12 protein-coding genes are annotated in these 15,154 nt (G+C 59.8%); 11 read left to right on the forward strand and 1 reads right to left on the reverse strand.

Going from position 1 to position 15,154, the window contains the following annotated elements; genetic code table 11:
- The 5 genes from prpB to prpD all read left to right on the forward strand — a co-directional run.
- Positions 1 to 662, forward strand: a 662-nt coding sequence (gene prpB / locus PMI29_RS18685; protein WP_007996709.1) for a methylisocitrate lyase, incomplete at its 5' end; no start/stop codon positions are given.
- A gap of 168 nt (positions 663 to 830) precedes the next feature.
- Positions 831 to 1,958, forward strand: coding sequence for a bifunctional 2-methylcitrate synthase/citrate synthase (prpC, locus tag PMI29_RS18680; protein WP_007996710.1), 1,128 nt, complete (start codon positions 831 to 833; stop codon positions 1,956 to 1,958).
- Positions 1,959 to 2,154: 196 nt separating this feature from the next.
- Positions 2,155 to 4,749 (forward strand): Fe/S-dependent 2-methylisocitrate dehydratase AcnD, encoded by a 2,595-nt coding sequence (gene acnD / locus PMI29_RS18675; protein WP_007996711.1) that lies wholly within the window; start codon positions 2,155 to 2,157, stop codon positions 4,747 to 4,749.
- A 66-nt stretch (positions 4,750 to 4,815) separates the two neighbouring features.
- The gene (gene prpF / locus PMI29_RS18670) at positions 4,816 to 6,006 is read left to right on the forward strand and encodes a 2-methylaconitate cis-trans isomerase PrpF (RefSeq protein WP_007996712.1); all 1,191 of its coding nucleotides are present in this window, start codon (positions 4,816 to 4,818) and stop codon (positions 6,004 to 6,006) included.
- Between the two features lie 126 nt (positions 6,007 to 6,132).
- Positions 6,133 to 7,617 carry a 2-methylcitrate dehydratase gene (gene prpD / locus PMI29_RS18665; protein ID WP_033052243.1) on the forward strand — a complete coding sequence of 495 codons (1,485 nt, stop codon included), beginning with the start codon at positions 6,133 to 6,135 and terminating at the stop codon, positions 7,615 to 7,617.
- 120 nt (positions 7,618 to 7,737) lie between these two features.
- Here the strand turns inward: prpD and ppsR are convergent, their stop codons facing one another.
- On the reverse strand, positions 7,738 to 8,556 hold the full coding sequence (gene ppsR, locus PMI29_RS18660) for a posphoenolpyruvate synthetase regulatory kinase/phosphorylase PpsR (protein WP_007996714.1): 819 nt from the start codon (positions 8,554 to 8,556) through the stop codon (positions 7,738 to 7,740).
- 174 nt (positions 8,557 to 8,730) lie between these two features.
- Here ppsR and ppsA point away from each other — a divergent pair, with 174 nt between their 5' ends.
- The 6 genes from ppsA to PMI29_RS18630 all read left to right on the forward strand — a co-directional run bounded on the left by ppsA (position 8,731) and on the right by PMI29_RS18630 (position 15,087).
- A complete protein-coding gene (gene ppsA / locus PMI29_RS18655) occupies positions 8,731 to 11,106 on the forward strand; it encodes a phosphoenolpyruvate synthase (protein ID WP_007996715.1) in 2,376 nt (791 codons plus the stop codon).
- 201 nt (positions 11,107 to 11,307) lie between these two features.
- Positions 11,308 to 12,303, forward strand: coding sequence for an alpha/beta fold hydrolase (locus tag PMI29_RS18650; RefSeq protein ID WP_007996717.1), 996 nt, complete (start codon positions 11,308 to 11,310; stop codon positions 12,301 to 12,303).
- Between the two features lie 134 nt (positions 12,304 to 12,437).
- Positions 12,438 to 12,926, forward strand: coding sequence for a ribonuclease E activity regulator RraA (gene rraA, locus PMI29_RS18645; protein ID WP_177323271.1), 489 nt, complete (start codon positions 12,438 to 12,440; stop codon positions 12,924 to 12,926).
- A 27-nt stretch (positions 12,927 to 12,953) separates the two neighbouring features.
- The gene (locus PMI29_RS18640; RefSeq protein ID WP_007996719.1) at positions 12,954 to 13,949 is read left to right on the forward strand and encodes a zinc transporter ZntB; all 996 of its coding nucleotides are present in this window, start codon (positions 12,954 to 12,956) and stop codon (positions 13,947 to 13,949) included.
- A 62-nt stretch (positions 13,950 to 14,011) separates the two neighbouring features.
- Positions 14,012 to 14,260 carry a hypothetical protein gene (locus tag PMI29_RS18635; RefSeq protein WP_007996720.1) on the forward strand — a complete coding sequence of 83 codons (249 nt, stop codon included), beginning with the start codon at positions 14,012 to 14,014 and terminating at the stop codon, positions 14,258 to 14,260.
- 2 nt (positions 14,261 to 14,262) lie between these two features.
- Entirely contained in the window at positions 14,263 to 15,087 is an 825-nt protein-coding gene (locus PMI29_RS18630) for a mechanosensitive ion channel family protein (RefSeq protein ID WP_007996721.1), read from the forward strand.
- Positions 15,088 to 15,154: the final 67 nt, after the last annotated feature.

Consider the following 15,154-nt stretch of genomic DNA (forward strand, 5'->3'; position numbering starts at 1 on the left):
CCGATGTTTGCGCCCTGCCGCTGCTGGTGGACGTGGACACCGGTTTCGGTTCCTCGGCGTTCAACGTCGCTCGCACCGTCAAGTCGATGATCAAGTTCGGCGCGGCGGCGATTCACATCGAAGACCAGGTCGGCGCCAAGCGTTGCGGCCACCGTCCTAATAAAGAAATCGTCACCCAGCAGGAAATGGTCGACCGCATCAAGGCGGCCGTAGATGCACGTACCGATGACAGCTTTGTGATCATGGCCCGTACCGACGCCCTGGCGGTGGAAGGTCTGGAGTCTGCCCTGGATCGCGCCGCGGCGTGCATCGAAGCCGGCGCCGACATGGTGTTCCCGGAAGCCATCACTGAACTGGAAATGTACAAGCTGTTCGCCAGTCGTGTGAAAGCGCCGATCCTGGCCAACATCACCGAATTCGGCGCAACACCGCTGTACACCACCGAACAACTGGCCGCTGCCGATGTATCGCTGGTGCTGTACCCGCTGTCGGCGTTCCGCGCCATGAACAAGGCCGCAGAAAACGTCTACACCGCGATCCGTCGCGATGGCACGCAACAGAACGTCATCGACACCATGCAGACGCGCATGGAGCTTTACGATCGCATCGACTACCACACCTTCGAGCAGAAGCTCGATGCGTTGTTTGCGTCAAAGAAATAATTGTAGGAGCGAGCTCGCTCGCGATGGTCGCTAACGATGACGCGGGAAAATTGGTACCCCGCGGTGTACGGTCCACCATCGCGAGCAAGCTCGCTCCTACAGAGGTCGGGGTGAATCCCGATCAATAAATTTGCCGATTCCCTAACAAATTCAAGATTGGAGACAGCAATGGCCGAAGCAAAAGTACTCAGTGGCGCCGGGCTCCGTGGCCAGGTTGCCGGGCAAACCGCACTGTCCACCGTAGGCCAGTCGGGTGCCGGTCTGACTTATCGTGGTTACGACGTTCGTGAACTGGCGGCTGACGCACAGTTTGAAGAAGTCGCTTACCTGCTGTTGTACGGCGAACTGCCGAACAAAGCGCAACTGAACGCCTACATCAGCAAGCTGAGCAAGCTGCGTGACCTGCCGCAAGCGCTCAAAGAAGTGCTGGAACGTATCCCCGCCGACGCCCACCCGATGGACGTGATGCGCACTGGCTGTTCGTTCCTGGGCAACCTCGAGCCGGAGAACAATTTCTCCGAGCAGCATGACAAGACCGACCGCCTGCTGGCCGCGTTCCCGGCGATCATGACTTACTGGTATCGCTTCAGCCACGAAGGCAAGCGCATCGACTGCGTGAGCGACGAGCAGTCCATCGGCGGCCACTTCCTGCACCTGTTGCACGGCAAGAAACCAAGCGAACTGCATGTCAAGGTGATGAACGTTTCGCTGATCCTCTACGCGGAGCACGAGTTCAACGCGTCGACCTTCACCGCCCGTGTGTGCGCGTCGACCCTGTCCGACCTGTATTCGTGCATCACCGCGGCCATCGGCTCGCTGCGCGGCCCGCTGCACGGCGGCGCCAACGAAGCGGCGATGGAAATGATCGAGCGCTTCTCGTCGCCGGAAGAGGCGATCAAAGGCACCCTCGGCATGCTCGAGCGCAAGGACAAGATCATGGGCTTCGGCCACGCGATCTATAAGGACAACGATCCGCGCAACGAGGTGATCAAGGGCTGGTCGAAAAAACTCGCTGACGAAGTGGGCGACAAGGTGTTGTTCCCGGTGTCCGAAGCCATCGACAAGACCATGTGGGAGCAGAAGAAACTGTTCCCGAACGCCGACTTCTACCATGCCTCGGCGTACCACTTCATGGGCATCCCGACCAAGTTGTTCACACCGATCTTCGTCTGCTCGCGCCTGACCGGCTGGGCCGCACACGTGTACGAACAACGCGCCAACAACCGCATCATCCGTCCAAGCGCCGAATACACCGGCGTTGAACAGCGCAAGTTCGTACCAATCGAACAACGCTGAATGGTGGAGGTCGGCACCGGGATCTGAAATCAACGCAGATCCCTGTAGGAGCGAGCTTGCTCGCGATGGAATGTCATTCACATTGGTGTCGACTGACACACCATCGCGAGCAAGCTCGCTCCTACAGTGGATTGCGTTGATTTCGAATTCGGTGCCAGGCCCCGCCCTTTGTAACTACCGTGACCGAGTCCTGACGATGAACACACAGTTCCGTAAACCGCTGCCAGGCAGCCACCTGGATTACTTCGATGTCCGCGCAGCGGTCGAGGCGATCCAGCCTGGCGCCTACGACACCCTGCCGTACACCTCCCGTGTGCTGGCGGAAAACCTTGTGCGTCGCTGCGACCCGGCCACGCTCACCGAATCCCTGAAGCAATTCATTGAGCGCAAGCGCGACCTCGACTTCCCGTGGTTCCCGGCCCGCGTGGTGTGCCACGACATTCTCGGCCAGACCGCGCTGGTCGACCTCGCCGGCCTGCGTGACGCCATCGCCCTGCAAGGTGGTGATCCGGCGCAAGTCAATCCGGTGGTGCCGACGCAGTTGATCGTCGACCACTCCCTGGCCGTCGAGCGCGGTGGTTTCGATCCGGAGGCGTTCGAAAAGAACCGCGCCATCGAAGACCGTCGCAACGAAGACCGTTTCCACTTCATCAACTGGACCAAGAAGGCGTTCAAGAACGTCGACGTGATTCCACCGGGCAACGGCATCATGCACCAGATCAACCTGGAGAAAATGTCTCCGGTGATCCAGGTGCGCGATGGCGTGGCTTTCCCCGACACTTGCGTTGGCACCGACAGTCACACTCCGCATGTCGATGCGCTGGGCGTGATCGCCATCGGTGTCGGTGGCCTCGAAGCCGAAAGCGTGATGCTCGGCCGCGCCTCCTGGATGCGTCTGCCGGAAAGCGTTGGCGTCGAACTGACCGGCAAGCTGCAACCGGGCATCACCGCCACCGACATGGTGCTGGCGCTGACCGAGTTCCTGCGCAAGCAAAAAGTGGTTGGCGCATGGCTGGAGTTCTTCGGCGAAGGCGCCTCCGCGCTGACCCTCGGCGACCGCGCGACCATTTCCAACATGGCCCCGGAATACGGCGCCACCGCAGCAATGTTCTACATTGACCAGCAGACCATCGACTACCTCAAGCTCACCGGCCGTGAAGACGAGCAGGTGCAGTTGGTCGAGAACTACGCCAGGCAGGTCGGCCTGTGGGCTGACAGCCTGAAAGGCGCGCAATACGAGCGCGGCCTTACGTTCGACCTGTCCTCGGTGGTGCGCAACATGGCCGGCCCGAGCAACCCGCACGCCCGTGTAGCGGTTTCCGATTTGGCGGCCAAAGGCATCTCCGGTCAGTGGGACGACGTGCCTGGCCAGATGCCGGACGGCGCGGTGATCATCGCCGCCATCACCAGCTGCACCAACACCAGCAACCCGCGCAACGTGATCGCCGCCGGCCTGCTGGCGCGCAACGCCAACAAGCTCGGCCTGACCCGCAAGCCATGGGTCAAGTCGTCCCTGGCACCGGGCTCCAAAACCGTGGCGCTGTACCTCGATGAAGCCGGCCTGACCGAAGAGCTGGACAAGCTCGGCTTCGGCGTCGTGGCTTTCGCCTGCACCACGTGCAACGGCATGTCCGGCGCACTGGACCCGGTAATCCAGCAAGAGATCATCGACCGCGACCTGTACGCCACCGCGGTGTTGTCTGGTAACCGTAACTTCGACGGGCGGATTCATCCGTACGCCAAGCAAGCGTTCCTCGCATCGCCGCCATTGGTGGTTGCTTACGCCATCGCCGGCACCATCCGTTTCGACATCGAGAAGGATGTGCTGGGCGTGGTCGACGGCAAGGAAATCCGCCTGAAAGACATCTGGCCAAGCGACGAAGAAATCGACGCAGTCGTGAAAGCCTCGGTCAAACCCGAGCAGTTCCGTCAGGTCTACATTCCGATGTTCGCCATCCACGAAGACACCGGCCCGAAAGTCGCGCCGCTGTACGAGTGGCGCGAGATGAGCACCTACATCCGCCGTCCGCCGTACTGGGAAGGCGCGTTGGCCGGTGCTCGTCCGCTCAAGGGCATGCGCCCGCTGGCGGTACTGCCGGACAACATCACCACCGATCACCTGTCGCCGTCCAACGCGATCATGTTGGACAGCGCCGCCGGCGAATACCTGGCGAAAATGGGCCTGCCGGAAGAGGACTTCAACTCTTACGCGACTCACCGTGGTGACCACCTGACTGCGCAGCGCGCAACCTTCGCCAACCCGAAACTGTTCAACGAAATGGTTCAGGAAAACGGCAAGGTCAAGCAGGGTTCGCTGGCCCGTGTCGAGCCGGAAGGCAAAGTGATGCGCATGTGGGAAGCCATCGAAACCTACATGGATCGCAAGCAGCCGCTGATTATCATCGCAGGCGCCGACTACGGTCAGGGTTCGTCCCGCGACTGGGCGGCCAAGGGCGTGCGTCTGGCCGGTGTGGAAGCGATTGCCGCCGAAGGCTTCGAGCGCATTCACCGCACTAACCTGGTAGGCATGGGCGTGTTGCCGCTGGAGTTCAAACCGGGCACCAACCGCCACACCCTGGCCATCGACGGTAGCGAAACCTACGACGTGATCGGTGATCGCACTCCGCGCGCCGAACTGATGCTGGTGATCCATCGCAAGAACGGCGAACGCGTCGACGTGCCGGTGACCTGCCGCCTCGACACCGCCGAAGAAGTGTCGATCTACGAGGCCGGCGGCGTGCTGCAACGCTTCGCCCAGGACTTCCTCGAAGAGTCGGCGGTTGCCGTTTAACGCACGCAATACAGACACGGGACTTCAAGTCCCGTGTCTGCTTTCAGATCAGGAGTAACGAGCACCATGGCTCACGCAGCTCAAATCAAGATTCCAGCGACCTATATGCGCGGCGGCACCAGCAAAGGCGTGTTCTTCAGTCTCAAGGACCTGCCCGAAGTGGCACAGGTTCCAGGCCCGGCTCGCGACGCTTTGCTGCTACGCGTGATCGGCAGCCCCGACCCGTACGACAAACAAATCGACGGCATGGGCGGCGCGACCTCCAGCACCAGCAAAACCGTGATCCTGTCGAAAAGCACCAAGGCCGATCACGATGTCGATTACCTGTTCGGTCAGGTGTCCATCGACAAGCCCTTCGTGGACTGGAGCGGCAACTGCGGCAACCTGTCGGCGGCGGTCGGTTCGTTCGCCGTCAGCAACGGTCTGGTGGACGCCAGCCGCATCCCGCACAACGGCGTGGCGGTGGTTCGCGTGTGGCAGGCCAACATTGGCAAGACCATCATCGCCCACGTGCCGATCACCAATGGTGAAGTGCAGGAGACTGGCGATTTCGAACTCGACGGCGTGACCTTCCCGGCAGCCGAAGTGCAGATCGAGTTCCTCGATCCGGCAGCGGAAGAAGAGGGTGGCGGCGGTTCGATGTTCCCCACCGGCAACCTGATCGATGACCTGGAAGTGCCCGGCGTCGGCACCTTCAAGGCGACCATGATCAACGCCGGCATCCCGACGATTTTCGTCAATGCCGAAGACATCGGCTACAAGGGCACCGAGTTGCAGGGCGCGATCAACGGCGACCCGAAAGCCTTGCTGATGTTCGAGACCATCCGCGCTTACGGCGCATTGCGCATGGGCCTGATTTCCAACATCGACGAAGCGGCCAAACGCCAACACACACCGAAAGTGGCCTTCGTTGCCAAACCGGCGGACTATGTGGCGTCCAGCGGAAAGGCGATTGCCGCAGGTGACGTCGACCTGCTGGTGCGTGCACTGTCCATGGGCAAATTGCACCACGCGATGATGGGCACGGCGGCGGTGGCGATCGGCACGGCGGCGGCGATTTCCGGCACTCTGGTGAACCTTGCGGCAGGTGGTATCGAACGCAACGCGGTGCGCTTCGGCCACCCGTCCGGCACCTTGCGCGTCGGCGCCGAGGCCAGCCTGGTGAACGGCGAGTGGACGGTGAACAAAGCCATCATGAGCCGCAGTGCGCGGGTGTTGATGGAAGGGTTTGTGCGGGTGCCGGGGGATTCGTTCTGATCCATACCCTCTGTAGGAGCGAGCCTGCTCGCGATGGACCTGAGAGCACCACGGGGTGTCAGGCACCCAGCGTTATCGTTGACGACCATCGCGAGCAAGGCTCGCTCCTACAAGAGTGAATCGAACATGAGTGCCAACGTCGACCTGAACAACCGCCCCGACTACGACAAGGTCCTGCAGGACATTGCCGATTACGTGTTGAACTACAAGGTCGAGTCCAAAGAAGCTCTGGACACCGCCCGCAACTGCCTGATCGATACCTTGGGTTGTGGCCTGCTGGCCCTGCGCTTTCCCGAATGCACCAAGCACCTGGGACCTGTGGTCGAAGGCACCGTCGTGCCGTTCGGCGCCCGGGTTCCCGGCACTTCTTATCGGCTCGATCCGGTGAAGGCGGCTTGGGACATCGGCTGCATCGTGCGCTGGCTCGACTACAACGACACCTGGCTTGCGGCCGAGTGGGGACATCCGTCGGATAACCTCGGCGGCATTCTTGCGGTGGCCGATCACCTGTCGCAAAAGCGCCTGGCCAATGGCGAGGCGCCGCTGACCGTGCGCACGGTACTTGAGGCGATGATCATGGCCCACGAGATCCAGGGCGTGATCGCCCTGGAAAACTCGTTCAACCGTGTCGGCCTCGATCACGTGATTCTGGTGAAAGTCGCCTCGACCGCGGTCACGGCCAGGCTGATGGGTGCCAATCGCGAGCAGTTGCTGTCGGCGTTGTCCCACGCCTTTGCTGACGGTCAGGCCTTGCGCACGTACCGGCATGCGCCGAATGCCGGCTCGCGCAAGTCCTGGGCGGCGGGCGATGCGTCCAGTCGTGGCGTGCGCCTGGCGCATATTGCGATGCGTGGCGAGATGGGTATTCCTGGTGTGTTGAGTGCCAGGCAGTGGGGCTTTTACGACGTACTGTTCAGTCACACCAACAATGATCTGGCGCTCAAGCCTGAAGATAAGCGGGCATTCAGTTTTTCGCGGCCGTACGGCAGCTATGTGATGGAAAACGTGCTGTTCAAGATCAGTTTTCCCGCCGAGTTCCACGCGCAAACGGTCTGCGAGGCGGCAGTGACGCTACATCCGCAAGTGCGTGATCGTCTGCATGAAATCGACAAGATCGTCATCACCACCCATGAATCGGCGATCCGCATCATTTCCAAGGTCGGCCCGTTGGCCAATGCCGCCGACCGCGATCATTGCATCCAGTACATGACTGCCGTGCCGCTGGCCTTTGGCGACCTGGTGGCCGAGCACTACGAAGACGATTTCCACAGGGCGCATCCGCTCATCGATGTGCTGCGCGACAAGATGGTTATCGTCGAAGAACCGCGTTACACCCGTGAATACCTGGAGGCGGATAAACGCTCGATTGCCAATGCGCTGCAGGTGTTTTTCAAGGATGGGTCCAGCACTGAGAATGTGGTGGTGGAATACCCGATCGGGCATCGGCGGCGGCGGGCTGAAGGAATTCCATTGCTGGAGGAGAAATTCAGGGCGAACTTGCTGACACGATTCACTGGTCAGCGTAGCGAGGAGATTTTCGCGCTGTGCAAGGATCAGCAGAAACTTGAGGCGACACCGGTGAACCGGTTTGTGGATTTGTTTGTTATCTAGGAGACCGCGTTATCGTTCAATCGCGAGCAAGCTCGCTCCCACAGTTGATTTGTGTGCACCGCAATTCCTCTGTGGGAGCGAGCCTGCTCGCGATGAGGCCGGAACAGGCACCGAAAAAAACTATTTGAACCGTCGCTCGACGCCCTTTTCCACCAGAATCTTCGCGGAGATCTCTTCCACGGAAAAATGCGTGGAGTTGATGTTCGGGATGTTTTCGCGGCGGAACAGGTTCTCGACCTCGCGCACTTCGAACTCGCACTGGGCGTAGCTCGAATAGCGGCTGTTGGGTTTGCGCTCGTTGCGGATCGCGGTGAGGCGGTCGGGGTCGATGGTCAGGCCGAACAGCTTGTGCTGGTGGGCGCGCAGGGCGTTTGGCAGTTGCAGGCGTTCCATGTCGTCTTCGGTCAGCGGGTAGTTGGCTGCGCGGATACCGAATTGCATCGCCATGTACAGGCACGTCGGCGTCTTACCACATCGCGACACGCCCACTAGTATCAGGTCGGCCTTGTCGTAATAGTGCGTGCGGGCACCGTCGTCGTTGTCGAGGGCAAAGTTAACGGCCTCGATACGCTCCATGTAATTGGTGTTGGCACCGATGGAGTGGGACTTGCCCACGGTGTAGGAAGAATGCTCGGTCAGTTCCTGTTCAAGCGGTGCCAGGAACGTCGAGAAAATGTCGATCATGAAACCATTCGAGGTTGCGAGAATCTCACGAATGTCCTGATTGACGATGGTGTCGAAGATAATCGGACGGAAGCCGTCGGTTTCGGCGGCTTTGTTGATTTGTTGTACCATGGCCCGCGCTTTGTCCACGTTGTCGATGTACGGCCGCGTGACTTTGCTGAAGGTAATGTTTTCGAACTGCGCCAGAAGGCTTTGACCCAGGGTTTCGGCGGTAATGCCGGTACCATCGGAGATAAAGAAAGCAGATCGTTTCATTTGCACCTTGGGCCTTAAGCTAGTGACGAATCTTGGATATGATAGGCGCGATTTGCCGGCCGCCAATGGCCCGCATTCTCACTTATTTTCCAGGTCCAGGCCATATAACCGGCAAATGCTCACTTAAGCAGCCGGTTTCTGAGCTTTTCCAACACAGTTAGTGGAGAGATCACCTTGGTAGAGTACGTAGTTTCCCTCGATAAGCTCGGCAAACACGATGTTGAGCATGTGGGGGGCAAGAACGCATCCCTGGGCGAGATGATCAGCAACCTTGCAGGTGCCGGTGTATCGGTGCCCGGCGGCTTCGCCACGACCGCTCAGGCTTATCGTGACTTCCTGGAACTGAGCGGCCTGAATCAGCAGATTCACGACGCACTCGATGCCCTGGACGTCGACGACGTGAATGCCCTGGCCAAGACCGGTGCCCAGATCCGTCAATGGATCATGGAGGCCGAGTTTCCTGAAAAACTGAATGCCGAAATTCGCGCCGCGTTCGCCACGCTGTCCGCCGGCAATCCTGACGTGGCCGTGGCCGTGCGTTCTTCCGCTACCGCCGAAGACTTGCCGGACGCTTCCTTTGCCGGCCAGCAGGAAACCTTCCTGAACATCCGTGGCGTCGAAAACGTCATTCGCGCCGCCAAAGAGGTGTTCGCCTCGCTGTTCAACGACCGCGCCATTTCCTATCGCGTGCACCAGGGCTTCGACCACAAGCTGGTAGCCCTGTCGGCTGGCGTGCAGCGCATGGTCCGTTCCGAAACCGGCACTGCTGGCGTGATGTTCACCCTCGATACCGAATCGGGCTTCCGTGACGTGGTGTTCATCACCGGCGCCTACGGCCTGGGTGAAACCGTCGTACAAGGCGCGGTGAACCCGGATGAGTTCTACGTCCACAAGGGCACGCTGGCGGCTGGTCGTCCGGCCATCCTGCGCCGCAACCTGGGCAGCAAGGCCATCAAGATGATCTACGGCGACGAAGCCAAGGCCGGTCGTTCGGTCAAGACTGTCGACGTGGACAAGGCCGAACGTGCGCGTTTCTGCCTGACCGACGCCGAAGTCAGCGAACTGGCCAAGCAGGCGATGATCATCGAGAAGCACTACCAGTGCCCGATGGACATCGAGTGGGCCAAGGACGGTGACGACGGCAAGCTGTACATCGTGCAGGCCCGCCCGGAAACCGTGAAGAGCCGCACCCAGGCCAACGTCATGGAACGTTACCTGTTGAAAGAAACCGGCACCGTGCTGGTGGAAGGCCGTGCCATCGGCCAGCGCATCGGCGCCGGCAAGGTCCGCATCATCAAGGACGTGTCCGAGATGGACAAGGTCCAGCCAGGCGACGTACTGGTGTCCGACATGACCGACCCGGACTGGGAACCGGTCATGAAGCGCGCCAGCGCGATCGTCACCAATCGTGGCGGCCGTACTTGCCACGCGGCGATTATCGCCCGTGAGCTGGGTATCCCGGCCGTGGTCGGTTGCGGCAACGCCACCCAACTGTTGAAAGACGGCCAGGGCGTGACCGTTTCCTGCGCTGAAGGCGACACCGGCTTCATCTTCGAAGGCGAACTGGGCTTCGACATCAAGAAAAACTCCGTGGACGCCATGCCGGAGCTGCCGTTCAAGATCATGATGAACGTCGGTAACCCGGACCGCGCCTTCGACTTCGCGCAGCTGCCGAACGCCGGTGTGGGTCTGGCTCGCCTGGAGTTCATCATCAACCGCATGATCGGCGTGCACCCCAAGGCACTGCTGAACTACGACGGTTTGCCGCTGGACATCAAGGAAAGCGTCGACAAGCGCATCGCCGGCTACAACGACCCGGTGGGCTTCTACGTCGAGAAACTGGTCGAAGGCATCAGCACCCTGGCGGCTGCGTTCTGGCCGAAAAAGGTCATCGTGCGTCTGTCGGACTTCAAGTCCAACGAATACGCCAACCTGATCGGCGGCAAGCTGTATGAGCCGGAAGAAGAGAACCCGATGCTGGGCTTCCGTGGCGCCTCGCGTTACATCAGCGAATCGTTCCGCGACTGCTTCGAACTCGAATGCCGCGCCCTCAAGCGCGTACGCAACGAGATGGGCCTGACCAACGTCGAAATCATGGTGCCGTTCGTCCGTACCCTGGGCGAAGCGAGCCAGGTGGTCGATCTGCTGGCGGAAAACGGTCTGGCCCGTGGCCAGAATGGCCTGCGCGTGATCATGATGTGTGAACTGCCGTCCAACGCCATCCTGGCTGAAGAATTCCTCGAATTCTTCGACGGTTTCTCCATCGGCTCCAACGACCTGACCCAGCTGACCCTGGGCCTGGACCGTGACTCCGGGATCATCGCGCACCTGTTCGACGAGCGTAATCCGGCTGTCAAGAAGCTGCTGGCCAACGCCATTGCCGCGTGCAACAAGGCCGGCAAGTACATCGGCATCTGCGGTCAGGGCCCTTCGGACCACCCGGACCTGGCCAAGTGGCTGATGGAGCAGGGCATTGAAAGCGTTTCGTTGAACCCCGATTCCGTACTGGAAACCTGGTTCTTCCTGGCTGAGGGTCAGGCTTCGGCTTGATCCCGTGTGAACGGGCCGCTCACATGCCTTTGTAGGAGCGAGCCTGCTCGCGATGGACGTCAACGATCACACGTTTATCCTGGATAAACGTGGTGTCCTGAGGTTTTTCGCGAGCAGGGCTCGCTCCCACAGGGCGCGGTCTTTTAGAGATTCAAGCAGGGCGGGCTCCTCTGGAAGCCGCCCTTTTTTGTGCAAGAGATTATGCAAAGCAGCAGCAACCTATTTCCTGTCGCCCTGATCAGCGCCGAACGGCGCGGCGATCTGAGCGAAGATGTGTATCGTTTGAAGCCCGGCAACAGCCCCGACTTCACCGTCGAACTGGCTGTGACGCGTCTCGGCTTGGCCGATGAACCATCCTCCCGCGGCGTGCCGGTGATCCTGCTGCACGGCAGCTTTTCCAATCGCCGGTTCTGGTTTTCTCCCAAGGGCCTGGGGTTGGGTGCTTATCTGGCTCGCTTGGGATTCGACGTCTGGATTCCGGAAATGCGCGGTCACGGCTTGTCCCAGCGTAACCACGACTACCGCAAGAACCGTGTCGCCGACTACGCGCGCTACGATCTGCCAGCCATCGGTGCATTTGTGCGTGAACAGAGCGGGCAGGTACCGCACTGGATCGGTCATTCGCTGGGCGGTATTACCCTGGCGGCGGCGCTGGGTGGCGAGTACATCGGTGAGCCGGTCGTGGCCTCGGCGGCGTTTTTCGGCACCCAGGTCAGTCGCAACTATTGGCCACTGAAGATTCCGCCGGTGGAGTGGGGCGGCCGCTTCATTCTCAAGCGCTTTGCCCAGTTGTCCGGTTCAAGACTCAAGCGTGGCCCGGAGGACGAGCCGATCGGCCTGGCCCTGGAAAGCATGCGTTGGTACGGACTGTTCGGACGCTTTGGCGATGCCGATAAAAACTGGTGGGCGGGTTTGGCCGAGGTCAAGTTGCCGGTGCTTGCAGTAAGCGCTGCAGGTGATCATCAGGATCCTGCATGGGCTTGCCGCAAACTGTTCGATCAGCTCGGTTCCGGGCACAAGCAATTTATCAATCTGGGTCGTGATCAAGGTTTTGCCGATAATTTCGGCCATGTTGAAATGCTTGTCAGCAAGCCCGCCCAGGCCGAAGTCTGGCCTTTGGTGGCCCGCTGGCTGGCGGACCAGCAGACACCATTGTTGGGAGAGCAACGGGATCTGGCCGCAGCAATCCGAGCCTGACGCTCTAACAAGGGCATTTCGCTCTGGTCGGCTTGCGGCTAAGATATGACGCATTGAGCTGCTCTGGTCACTTTTCGTGACTGAGCCATCACTGATGTTCGTGCTGTCTTCCTCTTTACAGGAGTTTCTCGATGATCCATTACCTCACGCCTGACCTGTGCGACGCCTATCCGGAACTGGTGCAGGTGCTGGAACCGATGTTCAGCAATTTCGGCGGCCGTGATTCCTTCGGCGGCGAAATCGTGACCATCAAGTGCTTCGAAGACAACTCGCGGGTCAAGGAGCAAGTCGAGCTCAAGGGGAATGGCAAAGTGCTGGTGGTAGATGGTGGCGGTTCCCTGCGCCATGCGTTGCTGGGTGACATGCTGGCCGAGAAAGCCGCGAAAAACGGTTGGGAAGGGCTGGTGATCTACGGTTGCATCCGCGACGTCGATATCATCGCGCAGACCGATCTGGGCGTTCAGGCCCTCGCCAGCCACCCGAGGAAATCCGACAGGCGCGGGCTCGGCGATATCAATGTACCCGTGACCTTCGCCGGCGTGACCTTCCATCCGGGCCATTACATCTACGCGGACAACAACGGCGTGATCATCTCGCCCAGCCCGCTGAAAATGCCTGAATAAAAACGGCTGCAGACCAGAGGAGTGCGGATGTTCGAGGAAGAAAACGCGCAATGGGGGCTGGTGCATGCCCTGGTGCTGGACGGTAAAGGCGGTGCGCGTTCGATAGCCCGGACAGAACTCGACGACCTGCAGCTACAGGCCCATGAAAGCCTGTGGTTGCACTGGGATCGCAGTCATCCGCAAACCCAGACCTGGTTACGCAAATCCAGCGGTCTGAGCGAATTCAGCTGTGACCTGTTACTCGAAGAAAACACCCGTCCGCGACTTTTACAGCTTTCCGACAGCGAACTGCTGCTATTTTTGCGCGGGGTCAATCTGAACCCCGGTGCCGAGCCGGAAGACATGGTGTCGGTACGGATCTTCGGCTCTGCCCAACGTGTCATTTCCCTGCGTTTGCGTCCATTGCGTGCTACTGAAGAGCTGCTGGTGCAACTGTCCGAAGGCAAAGGGCCGAAAACAGCCTCCGAACTCATCCTGTACATGGCGCAGTACCTCACCAACAAGGTGCAGGATCTGGTCAGCGACCTCTCGGAAGTGGTCGATGAGGAAGAAGAAAAGCTGGATGCCGACGAACGGTATGCGCCAGAGCACGGTGCCGTATTGCAGATCCGGCGCAGGGCCGCCGCATTGAAGCGTTTTCTCGCTCCGCAGCGGGATATTTTCGGGCAGTTGACGCGGATCAAGTTGCCCTGGTTCGTCGAGGACGATGGTGATTACTGGAACGAATTGAACAACAGCCTGACCCGCTACCTCGAAGAGCTGGAATTGACTCGGGAGCGGGTGGGGCTGGTCCTGGAAGCCGAAGACCGTCGGTTGAGCGTGCGCATGAATCGCACGATGTACCGCTTCGGGATCATCACCGGGATCTTTTTGCCAATGAGTTTTCTGACCGGGCTTTTGGGGATCAACGTCGGTGGCATTCCATTCTCTGCAAGCCCTTATGGCTTTCTGATCGCCTGCCTGATGATGGTCTCGGTGGCGTTGGGACAGTGGTGGTTATTCCGACGTTTGCGCTGGGTCTGAGGGAAACCATGTGACCCGACCAAAACTGACCGCGTCTTCCACAGACATCACGAGAGGTGCGTATGCACGATCCGTTTGAACAGTCTTTACGCGACATGCTCAAGGCCTCGCCGTCCACCCGGGACGACGATGCGTGCCTGGGGCGCGTGCTGAAAACCGCCAACCGCCAGGTCGGCGCCGGTGATCTGTTCAGCCTGCTGGGGCGCTGGTTGCCTGCACTGATGATCGCCCTGAATAACGGATCGGCCCATGTCGCGCCGGTATCCCGTCTTCGTAAACCTGCTGCTCGCACTGCTGATAAGGCTGATTGAATATGGAACTTGATCTCTGGACTCAGAGCCTCGTCACTGCAATGACTGCGTTGTGGACCAAGGTTGCGAACTTCATTCCGAACCTGTTCGGCGCACTGGTTGTGCTGCTGTTGGGTTTTGTCGTGGCCAAACTGCTGGACACCTTGCTTTCCAAATTGCTCGCCAAATTGGGCCTTGACCGCTTGATGGGCGGCACTGGCCTGACCAAGCTGCTGTCCCGCGCTGGATTGCAAGTTCCTATTTCGACCCTGATCGGCAAGATCGTCTATTGGTTCATTCTGCTTATTTTTCTGGTTTCTGCCGCAGAATCTCTTGGGCTTGAGCGAGTTTCAGCTACGCTGGATATGCTTGCGTTGTATTTGCCGAAGGTTTTCGGCGCGGCGCTGGTGTTGCTGGTAGGTGTTTTGCTGGCGCAACTGGCCAACGGGCTGGTGCGCGGAGCGGCAGAAGGCGTGGGCCTGGACTATGCTTCAGGGCTTGGTCGAATTGCCCAGGGCCTGGTGATCATCATCAGTATTTCGGTCGCGATCAGTCAGTTGGAGGTCAAGACTGACCTGCTCAACCATGTGATCGTGATCGTGTTGATAACCGTTGGTCTGGCGGTAGCGCTGGCCATGGGGTTGGGAAGCCGGGAAATTGCCGGCCAGATTCTTGCGGGAATCTACGTGCGTGAGCTGTACCAGGTTGGGCAACAAGTGCGTGTTGGCGAGGTCGAAGGCCAGATCGAAGAGATCGGCACGGTTAAAACCACATTGCTGACCGATGAGGGTGAGCTAGTCTCTCTTTCCAATCGGATCCTCCTTGAGCAGCATGTGAGTAGCCGCTAACCCGGCAAACCCTGCTAATGTATGCCGCCGCAAAATGCCTGCTGATGCTGGCTGCGGCGGACATTGA

Origin of the sequence: Pseudomonas sp. GM49, from assembly GCF_000282355.1 — a bacterium.
GTDB lineage: Bacteria > Pseudomonadota > Gammaproteobacteria > Pseudomonadales > Pseudomonadaceae > Aquipseudomonas.